At 63.9% G+C, this 14,760-nt stretch carries 16 protein-coding genes; all 16 read right to left on the bottom strand.

The genetic code is table 11. The features are described 5' to 3' along the window. Positions 1-48 precede the first annotated feature (48 nt). Positions 49-639 (bottom strand): imidazoleglycerol-phosphate dehydratase HisB, encoded by a 591-nt coding sequence (gene hisB, locus NG898_RS25270; RefSeq protein WP_024977837.1) that lies wholly within the window; start codon positions 637-639, stop codon positions 49-51. Further along, a complete protein-coding gene (hisC, locus tag NG898_RS25275) occupies positions 636-1,760 on the bottom strand; it encodes a histidinol-phosphate transaminase (RefSeq protein ID WP_252695000.1) in 1,125 nt (374 codons plus the stop codon). Before hisC ends, hisB begins: the two co-directional genes overlap by 4 nt. A 16-nt stretch (positions 1,761-1,776) precedes the next feature. Then, the gene (gene hisD / locus NG898_RS25280) at positions 1,777-3,105 is read right to left on the bottom strand and encodes a histidinol dehydrogenase (RefSeq protein ID WP_252695001.1); all 1,329 of its coding nucleotides are present in this window, start codon (positions 3,103-3,105) and stop codon (positions 1,777-1,779) included. Further along, entirely contained in the window at positions 3,102-3,791 is a 690-nt protein-coding gene (hisG, locus tag NG898_RS25285; RefSeq protein WP_009241938.1) for an ATP phosphoribosyltransferase, read from the bottom strand. The genes hisD and hisG overlap by 4 nt, the downstream gene beginning before the upstream one ends. Before the next feature lie 19 nt (positions 3,792-3,810). After that, positions 3,811-5,076, bottom strand: a complete 1,266-nt coding sequence (gene murA, locus NG898_RS25290; protein ID WP_252695002.1) for a UDP-N-acetylglucosamine 1-carboxyvinyltransferase — start codon at positions 5,074-5,076, stop codon at positions 3,811-3,813. Positions 5,077-5,174: 98 nt separating this feature from the next. Further along, positions 5,175-5,411, bottom strand: a complete 237-nt coding sequence (locus NG898_RS25295; RefSeq protein ID WP_024542178.1) for a BolA family protein — start codon at positions 5,409-5,411, stop codon at positions 5,175-5,177. A 174-nt stretch (positions 5,412-5,585) separates the two neighbouring features. Next, positions 5,586-6,374 (bottom strand): ABC transporter permease, encoded by a 789-nt coding sequence (locus NG898_RS25300; RefSeq protein WP_045203042.1) that lies wholly within the window; start codon positions 6,372-6,374, stop codon positions 5,586-5,588. Next, the gene (locus NG898_RS25305) at positions 6,371-7,336 is read right to left on the bottom strand and encodes an ABC transporter ATP-binding protein (RefSeq protein WP_252695003.1); all 966 of its coding nucleotides are present in this window, start codon (positions 7,334-7,336) and stop codon (positions 6,371-6,373) included. Before NG898_RS25305 ends, NG898_RS25300 begins: the two co-directional genes overlap by 4 nt. 252 nt (positions 7,337-7,588) lie before the next feature. Beyond that, the gene (locus NG898_RS25310; RefSeq protein ID WP_252695004.1) at positions 7,589-7,900 is read right to left on the bottom strand and encodes an STAS domain-containing protein; all 312 of its coding nucleotides are present in this window, start codon (positions 7,898-7,900) and stop codon (positions 7,589-7,591) included. Between the two features lie 72 nt (positions 7,901-7,972). Continuing rightward, a complete protein-coding gene (locus NG898_RS25315; protein ID WP_252695005.1) occupies positions 7,973-8,608 on the bottom strand; it encodes an MlaC/ttg2D family ABC transporter substrate-binding protein in 636 nt (211 codons plus the stop codon). Between the two features lie 152 nt (positions 8,609-8,760). Beyond that, on the bottom strand, positions 8,761-9,564 hold the full coding sequence (locus NG898_RS25320; protein ID WP_252695006.1) for an MlaA family lipoprotein: 804 nt from the start codon (positions 9,562-9,564) through the stop codon (positions 8,761-8,763). A 3-nt stretch (positions 9,565-9,567) separates the two neighbouring features. Then, positions 9,568-10,089, bottom strand: a complete 522-nt coding sequence (mlaD, locus tag NG898_RS25325; protein ID WP_024977847.1) for an outer membrane lipid asymmetry maintenance protein MlaD — start codon at positions 10,087-10,089, stop codon at positions 9,568-9,570. Positions 10,090-10,126: 37 nt separating this feature from the next. Next, positions 10,127-10,894 carry a lipid asymmetry maintenance ABC transporter permease subunit MlaE gene (gene mlaE, locus NG898_RS25330; protein WP_252695007.1) on the bottom strand — a complete coding sequence of 256 codons (768 nt, stop codon included), beginning with the start codon at positions 10,892-10,894 and terminating at the stop codon, positions 10,127-10,129. Continuing rightward, positions 10,891-11,724 carry an ABC transporter ATP-binding protein gene (locus NG898_RS25335; protein WP_252695008.1) on the bottom strand — a complete coding sequence of 278 codons (834 nt, stop codon included), beginning with the start codon at positions 11,722-11,724 and terminating at the stop codon, positions 10,891-10,893. The genes mlaE and NG898_RS25335 overlap by 4 nt, the downstream gene beginning before the upstream one ends. Positions 11,725-11,990: 266 nt before the next feature. After that, positions 11,991-13,031 carry a Bug family tripartite tricarboxylate transporter substrate binding protein gene (locus tag NG898_RS25340; RefSeq protein WP_252695009.1) on the bottom strand — a complete coding sequence of 347 codons (1,041 nt, stop codon included), beginning with the start codon at positions 13,029-13,031 and terminating at the stop codon, positions 11,991-11,993. Positions 13,032-13,205: 174 nt separating this feature from the next. Further along, positions 13,206-14,669, bottom strand: coding sequence for a glutamate synthase subunit beta (locus tag NG898_RS25345; protein ID WP_252695010.1), 1,464 nt, complete (start codon positions 14,667-14,669; stop codon positions 13,206-13,208). Between the last annotated feature and the right edge of the window lie 91 nt (positions 14,670-14,760).

The following is a 14,760-nucleotide window of genomic DNA, read 5'->3' on the forward strand; positions in this document are numbered from 1 at the left end:
GCGGCCGGTGTTGGAGTCGGGTAGGCGCGGCCAGGCCGACGCGGTGATTTACAGGGCGCCCTTGGTCGACGGAATCGTGCCGGCAGCGCGCGGATCGATCTCCACCGCCATGCGCAGCGCGCGGCCGAAGGCCTTGAACACGGTCTCGATCTGGTGGTGCGCGTTGACGCCGCGCAGGTTGTCGATATGCAGCGTCACGCCGGCATGATTGACGAACCCGCGGAAGAATTCGATGGACAGGTCCACGTCAAAATTGCCCACGCGTGCGCGCGTGAACGGCACGTGGAACTCCAGGCCAGGACGGCCTGAGAAATCGATGACCACGCGCGACAGGGCTTCGTCCAGCGGCACGTAGCTGTGGCCGTAACGCACGATGCCCTTTTTGTCGCCGATGGCCTTGGCGACAGCCTGGCCCAGCGTGATGCCGACGTCTTCCACGGTGTGATGATCGTCGATATGGGTGTCGCCGGTGGCCGAGACGTCCAGGTCGACCATGCCATGTCGAGCGATCTGGTCGAGCATGTGGTCGAGGAAGGGGACGCCGGTGTTCAGCGTCTGCTTGCCCGTGCCGTCCAAATCAAGGGCGACGCGGATCTGCGTTTCAGAGGTATTACGAGTGACCTCTACACGGCGGCTCATGGGGCTTCCTGCATCGATGCGGCAAAGGCATCGATAAATTGCGCGTTTTCTTCGGGATTGCTGACCGTCACGCGCAGACAGTTGGTCAGCAACGGGTGCATTTTACTGACGTTTTTAATCAGAATCCGCCGATTGAGCAGGCGCTCGAACAAAGCGGCGGCATCGGGCACGCGCAGCAGGATGAAATTCGCCGCGCTCGGGAACACCGTCACGCCCGGGTGAGCCGACAGCGCATCGATCAACTTGGTGCGCTCGGCACGCAAGGTCGCTGCCTGGGCATCCAGTACGTCCACGTGTTCGAGCATGAACTGGGCAGTCGCCTCCGTCAGCACATTCACGTTGTATGGCGGACGCACCTTGTCCAGCTCGGCGATCCACTTCGGGTGGCCAGCCACGTAGCCGAGGCGAATACCGGCCAGGCCCAGCTTCGAGACGGTGCGCATCACCAGAAGGTGATCGAAATCGCGCAAGCGCGGCATCCAGCTATGTTGCGCGAACGGCTGGTAGGCCTCGTCGACCACCACCAGGCTCTGGCACACGGGGCCGCGAGCGGCGCGGATGATCGCGTCCATGTCGGCCGCGTCGAACAGGTTGCCGGTCGGGTTATTCGGATACGCCAGGTAGATGACGGCCGGCTGGTGCTCGGTCATGGCGGCCAACATGGCGTCACGGTCGAGCGTCAGGTCCGCCTTGAGTGGCACGCCGACGAATTTCAGGCCCAGCAACTGCGCCGACATCGCGTACATCACGAAACCCGGCACGGGCGCCAGCACGGTCGCGCCTGGCTTGGCCGCCGCAATGGCGATCAGGCTGATGATCTCGTCCGAACCGTTGCCGAGCAGCACCTCGGCGCCGGCAGGCACGTGCATCACTTGCTTGAGCTGCGCCTTGAGCGCGTCGGCCGTCGGCACCGGGTAGCGATTGAGCGCGACTTCGGCCAGGCGCTTGCCCAACGCGTCGCGCAGCATCGCCGGCAGCGAATACGGGTTCTCCATCGCGTCCAGCTTGACCATGCCGGTCGCGTCGGGCACGTGGTACGCACCCATGGCGCGAACGTCGTCGCGCACGATGTGGGCGAGCAGGTCATCCAGAGAGGTTTGGGCCGGAGCGGTGGCGGTCATCGTTGTGCGGCGCGTGTTATTCGGAGGCGGGGCGTTGCAGGCGATATTCAGCGCTGCGGGCATGCGCCTGTAAGCCTTCGCCGTAGGCCAGCTCGGCAGCAATCTCGCCCAGCATCTGCGCACCGGCTTCGCTCACTTCGATCAGGCTGGAGCGCTTGATGAAGTCGTACACGCCCAGCGGCGACGAGAAGCGCGCCGTGCGCGAGGTCGGCAACACGTGGTTCGGACCTGCGCAGTAATCGCCCAGCGATTCGCTGGTGTACTTGCCCAGGAAGATCGCGCCGGCGTGGCGGATGCGCTCGGCCCACTGGCGCGGGTTCTCGGCAGAAATCTCCAGATGTTCGGGAGCGATGTCGTTGGCGATGTCGCACGCCTCTTCCATGTCGCGCACCTTGACGAGCGCGCCACGGCCCGACAGCGACTCGGCAATCACGCTACGGCGCGGCATGTCTTCAAGCTGACGGTTGATGCTGGCTTCCACCTGCGCGATGAACTCTGCGTTCGGGCACAGCAGGATCGACTGGGCCAGTTCGTCGTGCTCGGCTTGCGAGAACAAGTCCATCGCCACCCAATCCGGATCGGTCGTGCCATCGCAGATGACGAGGATTTCCGACGGACCGGCAATCATGTCGATGCCGACCGTGCCGAACACGCGACGCTTGGCAGCGGCCACATAGGCGTTACCCGGGCCGACGATCTTGTCGACGGCGGGGACGGTGTCGGTGCCATAAGCGAGTGCCCCCACGGCCTGCGCGCCGCCGATGGTGAACACGCGGTCCACGCCGGCAATGCAGGCCGCAGCCAGCACCAGCTCATTGCGCACGCCGCCGGGCGTGGGCACCACCATGATAATTTCCCTGACCCCTGCCACGCGAGCCGGAATCGCATTCATCAGCACCGACGACGGGTATGCCGCCTTGCCGCCCGGCACGTAAATGCCCACGCGGTCGAGCGGCGTCACTTTCTGGCCGAGCACCGTGCCATCGGCTTCGGCGTATTCCCAGCTGTGCGTGCCGCACTCGATCTTCTGCTTCTCGTGATACGCGCGCACGCGGGCGGCAGCGGCTTCCAGTGCCGCGCGGCGCTTGGGCTCCAGACCATCGAGTGCAGCCTGCAGAGTGGCCGGCGACAGTTCCAGCGCGGCTACGCTGTCAGCTTCGATGCGGTCGAAGCGGCGCGTGGCTTCCAGCACGGCGGCATCGCCGCGTGCCTTCACGTCAGCCAGGATTTGCGCGGCGGCGCGGTCGATGGCTTCGTCTTCGCTCGCTTCAAAAGCGAGCACCTGGCGCAGTTGCGCCGCGAATCCGGCTTCGGCCGAATCCAGCTTACGGATGGTCAGGCTCATGCGGCTTCCCCAACACGCGCGTCCGTCGCGGAGGCGCGCTCGAAAGCGTCGAGGATAGGCGCCAGCCGGTCGCGCTTGAGTTTCAGCGCAGCCTGGTTGACGACCAGTCGGGACGAGATCTGCACGATCTCTTCCACCTCGACGAGGTTGTTCGCGCGCAGCGTGCCGCCCGTGCTGACCAGGTCGACGATGGCGTCAGCCAGGCCCACCAGCGGGCCCAGCTCCATCGAGCCATACAGCTTGATCAGGTCGACGTGCACGCCCTTCTTGGCGAAGTGCTCGCGCGCGGTATTCAGATACTTCGTCGCCACAGACAGGCGCGCACCCTGGCGCACCGCGTTGGCGTAATCGAAGCCCTTGGGCACCGCCACCGACATGCGGCAGCGGGCAATGTTCAGGTCGATGGGCGCATACAGGCCCGCCATGCCGTGCTCCATCAGCACGTCGCGGCCGGCCACACCGAAGTCCGCCGCGCCGTATTGCACGTAGGTCGGCACATCGGACGCGCGCACGATGATCACGCGCAGCGCCGGATCCGACGTCGGCAGAATCAGCTTGCGCGAGGTCTCCGGATCTTCGGTCACCTCGATGCCGGCGGCCTTCAGCAGCGGCAGCGTCTCTTCAAAGATGCGCCCTTTGGACAGCGCCAGCGTGAGCTGGTTGGAGGCGGACTGGAATGCGTTCATAGCCGGCGGGTTCCTTACCTTACGCTTGAATGCGGCGGATCTTGGCGCCGACAGCGGACAGCTTGTCTTCGATGCGGTCGTAGCCGCGGTCGAGGTGATAAATGCGGTCGACCAGCGTCTCGCCCTGCGCGATCAGGCCGGCAATGACAAGGCTGGCCGACGCACGCAGATCGGTCGCCATGACGGTCGCGCCCGACAATTGCTCGACGCCCGTCACCACCGCCGTTTTGCCATCGATCACGATATTGGCGCCCAGGCGGTTCAGTTCCTGCACGTGCATGAAGCGGTTTTCGAAGATGGTCTCCGTCACCGTGGCAGAACCTTCGGCAATGGCGTTGAGCATCATGAACTGCGCCTGCATGTCGGTCGGGAACGCCGGGTATTCCGACGTGCGGAAGCTCACCGCCTTGGGGCGGCCCGTCATCTGCACGCGGATCCAGTCGTCGCCCGTGGTGAGCGTTACGCCGGCTTCGCGCAGCTTGTCGAGCACGGCATCGAGAATGCCCGGCGGTACGCCGCGCAGCGTCACATCGCCGCCGGCCGCAGCCACAGCGCACAGGAAAGTACCGGCTTCAATGCGATCGGCGATCACCGTGTGCGCAGCGCCGTGCAGCGCTTCAACGCCCTGGATCACAAGGCGGTCGGTGCCAATGCCTTCGATGCGCGCGCCCATCTTCACAAGCAGGTTGGCCAGGTCGGTGACTTCGGGCTCGCGTGCTGCGTTTTCCAGCACGGTTTCGCCGTCTGCCAACGCGGCGGCCATCAGCAGGTTTTCGGTGCCCGTGACCGTCACCATGTCCGTGACGATGCGCGCGCCACGCAGGCGCTTGGCGCCATCAACAAGCTTGGCTTCGATGTAGCCGTGTTCGATCACGATCTCGGCGCCCATCAGTTGCAGGCCCTTGATGTGCTGATCGACCGGGCGCGCGCCGATGCCGCAACCGCCCGGCAGCGACACACGCGCATGGCCGAAACGCGCCAGCAGCGGGCCCAGCACCAGGATCGACGCACGCATGGTCTTCACCAGGTCGTACGAAGCTTCCGGCGTGTGGATGGTCGCGGCGTCGAGCGTAAGGTGATGGCCGTCGAGCGCACCTTCCACGCCCATCTGGCGCAGCAGTTTGAGCATCGTGCGCACGTCCTGCAGGTTCGGCACGTTGCTCAGCGCCAGCGGCTCGGCCGTCAGCAGCGCGGCACACATGATGGGCAGCGCGGCGTTCTTGGCGCCAGACACGCGGATTTCGCCCGACAAGGGGCCATTGCCTTCGATCAGCAGTTTGTCCATGAGCGAGACGTCTCGTCGATCACTTTGAGAGGGGCGCTCAGCGAGCGCGAGGTCGGAGTCGGTTGAAACGGTAACCGGTGTGGGATCAAGCTCGGCCATCAGGACTGCCACTCCGCCGGGGTGAGCGTCTTCATGGAAAGCGCGTGGATTTCCGCGCGCATCCGCTCACCCAGCGCTGCGTAGACGAGCTGGTGACGCTGGATCAACCGCTTGCCTTCAAATTGCGCGCTGACGATGGTGGCAAAAAAGTGCTGGCCGTCGCCCTCGACTTCGAGGTGCTCGCACGGCAGGCCGGTTTCGATGTACTGCTTGACTTGTTCGGGTGTGGGCAACATGGCCTTCCCTTCTCCAAAAACGTTAGGGTGGTGCGTCGTCGTTGTTTTTAGAGATCGCTGCAAAATGAAGCGAAACGGTTCTGACGGTTCAAGGCCGATGCAGACGCTACACGCAGTACGGCAAGGAGGCCCTGGGCCGTCGGAATCATTTTTCAGCGGTCTCTTATCGACGCATCAATGGCGCAGCTTGTAGCCCGTGCGCAGCATCTGCAGGGCCACTCCCCCCACCACGACCAGCGCGATCAACATCACACCGAGGCTCGTCGTCACCGGCACATCGGACACACCGAAGAAGCCGTAGCGGAAGCCGTCGATCATGTAGAAGAACGGGTTGGCGTGGGACACCGCCTGCCAAAACGGCGGCAGCGAATGAATCGAATAGAACACGCCGGCCAGGAAGGTCGCCGGCACGATCAGAAAGTTCTGGAACGCTGCGAGCTGATCGAACTTTTCAGCCCAGATGCCGGCAATCAGCCCCAGCGTGCCCAGCACGCTCGCGCCGAGCACGGCGAACACGATGATCCACAGCGGCTGCGCGAAGTGCAGGTGCGCAAACAAGGTCGTCACAATCAGCACGCCCGTACCCACAGCCAGACCGCGAATCACAGACGCGCACACGTACGCGCCAAACATCTCCCAGTGCGACAGCGGCGGCAGCATGATGAACACCAGGTTGCCGGTGATCTTCGACTGGATGAGCGACGACGAGCTGTTTGCGAACGCGTTCTGCAGCACGCTCATCATCACCAAGCCAGGCACCAGGAAAGCGGTGTAGCTCAACTGGTCGAATACCTTGACGCGGTCTTCCAGCACGTGCCCGAAGATCAGCAGATACAGCAGCGCGGTCAACACCGGCGCGGCGACGGTCTGAAAGCTCACCTTCCAGAAGCGCAGCACTTCCTTGTACAGCAGCGTGCGGAAACCGACCCAACGGCCCGGCAAGCTCTCGGGAATGGCGTTCATGCAGCGGGCTCCAGCGCAGAATCGGGAATGGCAGGCGTTTGAGGCCCGACGGGCAAGCCGCCCTCGCGGCGCATGATCTGCACGAATACGTCTTCCAAATCAGCCTTGGCGACTTCCATGTCGTCGATCTCGCAGCCGGCGAGGCGGCATGTGGAGAGAATCTGTTCGACCTCGCCATAGCCCGACAGGCGCAAGCGCACGCCGCGCTCGCCGTGGTTGCCCGGCAGGCGCAGGGCTTCCAGCGACGCGGGCAGCGCTCCCCTCGCAAAGCTCAGCACCAGTTGCAGCCCCGCAAATTGCGAGAGCAGATTCGCCGTGCGATCAAGCGCCACCACTTCGCCAAACTTGAGCATGGCGATGCGGTCGCACAGGGATTCGGCTTCTTCCAGGTAGTGCGTGGTCAGCACGACGGTATGGCCTTCGCGGTTCAGCCGCGAGATGAATTTCCACAGCGTCTGACGCAACTCGACGTCCACGCCGGCGGTCGGCTCGTCCAGCACGATCACGGGCGGCCGATGTACCAAGGCCTGCGCCACCAGCACGCGGCGCTTCATGCCGCCCGACAACGCGCGCATATTGGCGTCGGCCTTGCTGGTGAGGTCGAGGTTGGCCATGACCTCGTCGATCCAATCGTCGTTCTTGGTCAGCCCGAAGTAACCCGACTGCAGGCGCAGTGTTTCGCGCACCGTGAAGAACGGATCGAACACCAGTTCCTGCGGCACCACGCCCAGCTTGCGGCGCGCCGTGCGGTAGTCGGTAACGACGTCGTGACCGAGCACGCGTACGTGGCCGGAATCGGCACGATTCAGGCCCGCAAGGATGGAGATCAGCGTGGTCTTGCCCGCGCCGTTGGGGCCCAGCAAGCCGAAAAACTCGCCTTGCTCGACAGATAGGCTCACGCCCTTGAGCGCTTGCAACGACTTGTAGCGCTTACGGACGTCAGCGATTTCGATGGCTTTCATGGCCGACAAAGTGAACTACTCTGCGCACCCCAGGACCGTGGATCGACAAGACCATAACGGCCGCGGATACCGCACACGGCGGCTGCAGAGCGACAAACCCAGAATTATAGGGGAACTGCACCAACTCACGGCGCCACAGCTGACGACGCCGAACCGCGAATGCCGAGGGCGCGCGCGACGCTTCGGCCGGAGCGCGGCATCGCGATGACGGGTTCGGGGGAATCACCCCGCGCCCCCGCACCGGACGCCGCCTCAATGTCGAGCGTGATGGTGGGCAGCAGGAGCTGGCGCGACGGCCAGCAGAGACTCCACGCCGTACAGCGTGGCGAGGTTGGACAGCGCTTGCGGGGCGCCTGCGATATCAAGCGCGATACCGGCATCCTGCGCCGTGCGCTGCCACGACAGCAGCACTGCCAGCGCAGACGAATCGACCTGCGACAGGCCAGCGCAATCGACGTGCAGCGCGGCAATGCCGGCTTCGCGTGCTTGGCCAAGCTGAGCCTCGCCCTCGCGCAGAACGCGCGGCGCTTCGCGGTGAGTCAGCGGGCCGGACAAGGTCAACATGGTGGAAGTGGATGCGCCGGAAAAAGAAACAGCGGCCAAGTGACCGCTGTATCGATTCTACCGGAAGGCCGCTTACTTTGCCGGGCCCTTCTCAAGCTGCGAGTTGCGCTCGTTCAGGAAGCTCACAAGGCCCGCCACGCCGCCACGCTTGCTGATGACATCGGCAAACTGGTTCTTGTACGTTTCCGACAGCCACAGGCCGCTGATGTTGATGTCGTACACCTTCCAGCCACCGGCCGTCTTTTCAAGGCGGTAGTCCAGAGCCACCGGCTCGCCGTTATTGTTCACCGTCGAGCGCACCACCACGTCGGTGTCATCGGCGGCCGCACGGAACGGCTTGTACGAAACGGTCTGGTTTTTCACGTTCGACAGCGCACCCGCGTAAGTGCGGATCAGCAGCGTTTTGAAACCGTCCTGAATCTGCTGCTGTTGCTCCGGCGATGCCTGGTTCCAGAAGCGGCCCATGGCAATCTGCGTGGTGCGTTTGAAATCGGCGCGCGGCACGATCTTCTGGTCGACGAGCTGGTACACCTTGCTCATGTTACCGCCGCGCAGTTCCGGATCGCTCTTGATGGTGGTGAGCACGTCGTCCACAGCCGTCTTGACGGTGGCCTGGGCATCGGCTTCCTGAGCGTAGACCGGCGCGGCTGCCACGGCAGCCGTCAGCGTGAGACCAGCGAACAGGGAGCGGAGGAGTTTCTTCAACATATCGCGTCCTTATAGTGTGATTTTCGGGTCGCTTGCAGCACATTCGCCGCAATCTTGTTGGCGATTAGAACAGACCGCCCGCAGCCAAGTTCGTGCGGGCCGGCCAGTTTTACGCCTTGTCACCTTTGAGGCGACCTTGTTACGTGTACCGATCAGCGGCGGAACACCGGCCAGTTGGGGGTGAAGCGCTGGTACGGCGAGACCGTGGCGTCACCGGTGTCCGGCGATTTCTTGTTGTCCTGATCTTCCGGCAGGTTGCCGTCATAGATCAGGTATCGGCGGCGCTGCAGATAGGCATCCCGCAGGAAGGTGTATTTGTCGACAGCGGCCTGTTCGAACACATTGCTGGCGCCCAGCAGGTTGGCACGCACGTCAACCACGCGCAGCGCGGCCAGCGAATAGGTGATCGTGCTGTCGTGCCAATACGTGAGCGGATCCATCTGCCAGTCGACCAGGAAACCGACCGTGTCACGTGCGGTGCTCGGGCCGAGCAACGGCCAAACGACGTACGGACCCGACGGCACGCCCCATACACCCAGTGTCTGGCCGAAATCTTCCTTGTGCTTCGGCAGGCCGGCGTCCGACGCAATGTCGATCAGACCACCCAGCCCCAGCACCGTATTGATCGCCACACGCATGGTGTCTTCCAGCGCGGCCGTCCCCTTCAACTGCAGCAGGTTGTTGACGGCCGAATAGACATCGCCCGCATTCGAGAAGAAATTCGACACGGCAGTGCGCGCCGGCGACGGCACCACATCGACATACGTTTGCGCAACCGGCTTCAGCACGCCCTTGTCGAGGTCCTCATTGATGCGGAAGACTTCGCGGTTGAACGGCTCGATCGGGTCTGCCGGATTGGCATTCGGCCCCGTTGCGCAGCCGGTCAGCAGCGTAGCGCCAGCGGCCACGGCCAGCACAAAGCCGCGCAGCGTATGGATGGATGTTGTTGTTTTCATGGTTTATTTACTCCCACTGCCCTCGGCCGGCTTGGCTCCGCCGGCACTGCCATTTGCGCTGCCGGCACCGGCATCCGCAGCCTTGCTGTACAGGAATTGGCTGATCAGGTTTTCCAGCACCACCGCCGACTGCGTCATCGTGATCTTGCTGCCGCTGGCAAGCATGGCCGAGTCGCCGCCCGGTTCAATACCGATGTATTGCTCGCCCAGCAGACCCGAGGTCAGGACCTTGGCCGAACTGTCTTTCGGAAACTGATAGCGCTGATCCATGTCGAGCACGGCGATTGCCTGGTAGCTCTTGTCGTCGAAGAGGATTTGCGACACACGGCCGACGACTACACCCGAACTCTTGACCGGGGCCCGCACCTTCAAGCCGCCGATATTGTCGAAGGCCGCCTTCACCTGGTAAGTCTTGGCAAACGAGAACGAACTCATATTGCCCGCCTTGAGCGCCAGGAATAGCAGCGCAATGATGCCCACCAGAACAAACAGGCCGACCCAGAAATCGAGGACGCTTTTACGCATGATCTTTTCTCGTTGAACGCTAACGACAACCGGCGGCTCAGCTGAACATCAGCGCTGTGAGCACGAAATCCAGCGCCAGTACGGTGAGCGACGCGATCACCACCGTCCGGGTAGTCGCGCGCGAGACGCCTTCCGGCGTGGCCTTGGCCTCATAGCCTTGATACAGCGCAATGAAGGTGACCGCCACACCAAACACGACACTCTTGATGACGCCGTTGAGCACGTCGTCCATGACATCCACGCCGGCCTGCATCTGCGACCAGAACGCCCCGGGGTCCACACCAATCAGCCCGACCCCGACGAAGTATCCGCCCAGAATACCGACCGCACTAAAAATCGCGGCCAGCAGCGGCATGGCAATGAAACCGGCCCAGAAGCGCGGCGCCAGCACACGGGCCAGCGGATCGACGGCCATCATTTCCATGGCGATCAATTGCTCACCGGCCTTCATCAAGCCAATCTCGGCCGTGAGCGAGGTACCGGCGCGACCGGCAAACAGCAGTGCCGTCACCACCGGCCCAAGCTCGCGCACCAGCGACAGCGCCACCAGCAGGCCCAGCGCCTGCTCGGAGCCGTATCGATTAAGCGTGTTGTATCCCTGCAAGCCAAGCACGAAGCCGACAAACAGCCCGGATATGGCAATGATGATGAACGAATCATTGCCGACGAAGCGCAGTTGCTCGATCACCAAGCGCGGGCGGCGAAGCACATCGCCGGAAGCGCCAATGAGCGAAATCAATGTGCGCGCGGCGTAGCCGAATCGGCTGATCAGCACCAGAACAAAGCGGCCGATAGCGGAGATCATCGTCCACCTCCGCTCTTGCCCAGACCGAAGTCATCGGCCAGCGGCGCCCCAGGATAGTGGAACGGCACGGGGCCGTCCGCCTCGCCGTGCACAAACTGGCGCACAAACGGGTCGGTCGACGCGGCGAGCTCAGCCGGCGTGCCCTGCGCGGCAATGCCGCCGTTGGCAATGAAGTAAACGTAATCGGCGATGTGGAACGTCTCCTGCACGTCGTGCGAGACGATGATGCTGGTCGCGCCCAGCGCGTCGTTCAGCTTGCGGATGAGCGACGCGGTCAGGCCCAGCGAGATCGGGTCGAGCCCCGCGAACGGCTCGTCGTAGAGGATGAGCGACGGATCCAGCGCGATCGCCCGCGCCAATGCCACGCGCCGCGCCATACCGCCGGAAATCTCCGAAGGCATCAGGTCGCGCGCACCGCGCAGGCCGACGGCGTTGAGCTTCATCAGCACCAGATCGCGGATAAGCAGTTCGGGCAGTTCGGTATGTTCGCGCAGTGGAAATGCCACATTGTCGAACACGGACAGATCGGTAAACAGCGCTCCGAACTGGAACAGCATGCCCATCTGGCGGCGTGCGGCGTACAACTCACGCTTGTCCATGGCGCCGATGTCTTGGCCGTGCACGCGCACAGTACCGGCGGCAGCGGCCACCTGGCCGCCAATCAAGCGCAGAATCGTTGTCTTGCCGCAGCCCGAGCCGCCCATGACGGCCACCACGCTGCCCCTGGGCACGCGCATGCACAGGCCGGACAGAATGCGCCGCGCGCCTGGCTGATAGGCGAAATCGACCTGATCGAGTTCGACAACGGCGTTGGAAGGCTGGGTGGACACGATGGAGGTCGGTGCAGAGGGCTCGGCAGGTTGGCGGCTTCATGCTGCCGCATCTCGTTGTCTTGACTACCGCAGACCCGCCAACAAGGGCGGCTTCGCGCGGCCCGCCATTATAGGTGGAAACCCGCGTAGCCCGTCAGTCACGCCTTGCTTACCGACAGTTTGTGTGGCTTGTTCGCCGCGCCGTGGGTTTTCGCGTCTTGCGGGTTGCCGAAAGTGGTGCGCCTGCGAGATTAGTCGGTAGCGCGGGCGAGAGCGGAAGCAGCCTATTCGCCACTATCCAGCCGAAGATCGGCTTGTCGAATCACCCCTTGCCAATGCATGGCATCACGGCGCACGGCCTGGGCAAACGTGTCGGGGGCATCCCATTCCGGCTCGAAGCCGCCGGCACGCAACGTCGCGTGGACGTCACCCGAGGCGACGGCGCGACGCAGTTCGCCCGCCGCACGCATCGACAGGAGGCGGGGTGTGCGCGCCGGCATGAAAGTGCCGATCCAGGCGCTGCGATCGAATCCGGCGAGACCGCCTTCGCGCAGCGTCGGCACGGCGGGCGCGAAACGCGAGCGAGCCCCGCCCGTCACCCCGAGCAACCGTAGCTGGCCATTGGCCGCGGCAGCCGCCACGCTCGGATAGCAGGCGAAACACGCCGTCATGCGCCCCGCCAGGATCTGTTGCACGAGCCCCGCTTCACCGCGAACGGCCACATGCGGCGCATGGAAAGCGTAGTCGCGCACAAACTGCTCGGCGACAAGATGCGACCACGTGCCGACGATATCCGAGCCGCAATTGACCGTGACGGACTCGCCGCGCGCCTGCGCAAGCAGATCGGTGATGGAGTAGATCGGCAAGCGCGCATCCACGGCGAGAAACAGCGGCAGCGTGGCCACCATCGCCACCGGCTGGAAATCGCGCAGCGGGTCATACGACGCTGGTTCCAGCGCAGGCTGGCTGACGAACGTGGTCTGTTGAAGCAGCAACGTATGGCCATCGGACGGCGCACGGGCCACGGCCTCACCGGCGGCCATGCCGTTGGCTGCGGGGCGATCTTCGACGCCCACCTCGCGGCCGACCTGCTGTTGCAATTGCGCTGCCAGTGCCCGGGCAAGCGCATCAAACGCGCTGCCTTCCGCCGCCGGCACGACCAGACGCAGCGGTTGCGAGGGATACCCTTGCAGCAATGCATGCGCGGGCGACGTCAGCATTGTCGGCAGCACACCCAGCCACGCAAGCGCCCGCCGCCGCTGCCGGTCCGGCACATCGGGCGCGTGGGTCAAATCTGCACGCACATTGCGGGCACGAGATTGCATGAGGCTGGTTGGGGATCATGGGGAGATCTCATTCTAGAAATCCGCCCCTGCGCCCTGCACTCATGTAAACCATGTCGACGTAAACCATGAGGCATGACGCGCGCGCCATCACACGTGCGTCACAAACAAAAAGGCCCGCCAAGGCGGGCCTGAGTCATCCGGTCAACCGCGTGGTCAGCGCGGCAGTTCCGTATGGCCCATGAGAAACGCGTCGACCGAGCGGGCGGCTTGGCGGCCTTCCCGGATGGCCCACACGACGAGCGACTGGCCGCGGCGTACATCACCGGCGGCGAACACCTTCGGCACGTTGGTGGCGTAAGCGTTGTCGCCTTCGGTGGCGGCACGCGCATTGTTGCGCGCATCCTTGGTCACGCCAAAGGCATCCAGCACGCCACCGACCGGATTGGTAAAGCCCATCGCCAGCAGGACGAGATCAGCCTTGAGCGTGAACTCGCTGCCTGCAACCTCGGCCATCTTGCCGTCCTTCCACTCCAGGCGCACGGCGGTAAGGCCCGTCACCCGGCCGTTCTCACCGATGAGCGCCTTGGTGGCGACCGACCAGTCGCGCTCGCAACCTTCGTCATGCGACGACGACGTGCGCAGCTTGATCGGCCAGTACGGCCACACCAGCGGCTTGTTCTCTTCTTCGGGCGGACGCGGCAGCAGTTCGAACTGCGTGACCGACGCGGCGCCATGGCGGTTTGACGTGCCCACGCAGTCCGAGCCCGTGTCGCCGCCGCCGATCACGATGACATGCTTGCCATCGGCGCGGATCGGGTTCGGGGCATCGCCGGCCACTTCCTTGTTCTGCGGGATCAGGAATTCCAGCGCGTAATGCACGCCATCCAGATCACGGCCCGGCACCGGCAGATCGCGCGGCACTTCCGAGCCGCCCGTCAGCACGACGGCGTCGAATTGTTTGAGGATGTCGTCGGCAGAGATCATCTCCCGCGCGTCGTTGGTGATGCCGGCCGGAACCGTCTTGTCGCCCACCATCACGCCGGTGCGGAACGTCACGCCCTCGGCTTCCATCTGCTGCATGCGGCGGTCGATCTGCGCCTTTTCCAGCTTGAAATCGGGGATGCCGTAGCGCAGCAGGCCGCCAATGCGGTCGTTCTTTTCAAACAGCGTCACGTCGTGGCCAGCGCGTGCCAGTTGCTGCGCAGCGGCCATGCCAGCCGGACCGGAGCCGACCACGGCCACAGTCTTGCCGGTCTTGTGCTTCGGCACTTGCGGTGCCACCCAGCCTTCTTCCCAAGCCTTGTCGATGATGGCGTGCTCGATCGACTTGATGCCGACCGGCAGCTCGTTGATGCCCAGCGTGCACGCCGCTTCGCACGGTGCCGGGCAGATGCGGCCCGTGAACTCGGGGAAGTTGTTGGTCGAGTGCAGCACCTCAATCGCGGTCTTCCAGTCCTGGCGATACACCAGGTCGTTGAAGTCCGGGATGATGTTGTTGACCGGGCAGCCGTTGTTGCAGAACGGAATGCCGCAGTCCATGCAACGTGCGCCCTGAATCTTGGCTTCGTTGTCCGCCAGCGCGAACACGAATTCCTTGTAATGCTTCACGCGCGCTTCGGGCGCTTCGTATGCCTCGTTCTGGCGGGGAAATTCGAGAAAACCGGTCGCCTTGCCCATGGTGTCCTTCCTGACCCGATGCTGCTCTGCCGGCACAGTCGTGCTAGCCAGACAGTCGGGCCTGTCTTGTGAGGTTGCGTTGTATTCAGTG

The sequence above is a fragment of the Ralstonia mojiangensis genome (assembly GCF_023955645.1).
Taxonomy (GTDB): Bacteria; Pseudomonadota; Gammaproteobacteria; order Burkholderiales; family Burkholderiaceae; genus Ralstonia; species Ralstonia mojiangensis.

Bases quoted from the DNA above. Each gene is read 5' to 3' on its own strand.
- hisB (WP_024977837.1), bottom strand. From the start codon at position 639: ATGAGCCGCCGTGTAGAGGTCACTCGTAATACCTCTGAAACGCAGATC.
- hisC (WP_252695000.1), bottom strand. From the start codon at position 1,760: ATGACCGCCACCGCTCCGGCCCAAACCTCTCTGGATGACCTGCTCGCC.
- hisD (WP_252695001.1), bottom strand. From the start codon at position 3,105: ATGAGCCTGACCATCCGTAAGCTGGATTCGGCCGAAGCCGGATTCGCG.
- hisG (WP_009241938.1), bottom strand. From the start codon at position 3,791: ATGAACGCATTCCAGTCCGCCTCCAACCAGCTCACGCTGGCGCTGTCC.
- murA (WP_252695002.1), bottom strand. From the start codon at position 5,076: ATGGACAAACTGCTGATCGAAGGCAATGGCCCCTTGTCGGGCGAAATC.
- NG898_RS25295 (WP_024542178.1), bottom strand. From the start codon at position 5,411: ATGTTGCCCACACCCGAACAAGTCAAGCAGTACATCGAAACCGGCCTG.
- NG898_RS25300 (WP_045203042.1), bottom strand. From the start codon at position 6,374: ATGAACGCCATTCCCGAGAGCTTGCCGGGCCGTTGGGTCGGTTTCCGC.
- NG898_RS25305 (WP_252695003.1), bottom strand. From the start codon at position 7,336: ATGAAAGCCATCGAAATCGCTGACGTCCGTAAGCGCTACAAGTCGTTG.
- NG898_RS25310 (WP_252695004.1), bottom strand. From the start codon at position 7,900: ATGTTGACCTTGTCCGGCCCGCTGACTCACCGCGAAGCGCCGCGCGTT.
- NG898_RS25315 (WP_252695005.1), bottom strand. From the start codon at position 8,608: ATGTTGAAGAAACTCCTCCGCTCCCTGTTCGCTGGTCTCACGCTGACG.
- NG898_RS25320 (WP_252695006.1), bottom strand. From the start codon at position 9,564: ATGAAAACAACAACATCCATCCATACGCTGCGCGGCTTTGTGCTGGCC.
- mlaD (WP_024977847.1), bottom strand. From the start codon at position 10,089: ATGCGTAAAAGCGTCCTCGATTTCTGGGTCGGCCTGTTTGTTCTGGTG.
- mlaE (WP_252695007.1), bottom strand. From the start codon at position 10,894: ATGATCTCCGCTATCGGCCGCTTTGTTCTGGTGCTGATCAGCCGATTC.
- NG898_RS25340 (WP_252695009.1), bottom strand. From the start codon at position 13,031: ATGCAATCTCGTGCCCGCAATGTGCGTGCAGATTTGACCCACGCGCCC.
- NG898_RS25345 (WP_252695010.1), bottom strand. From the start codon at position 14,669: ATGGGCAAGGCGACCGGTTTTCTCGAATTTCCCCGCCAGAACGAGGCA.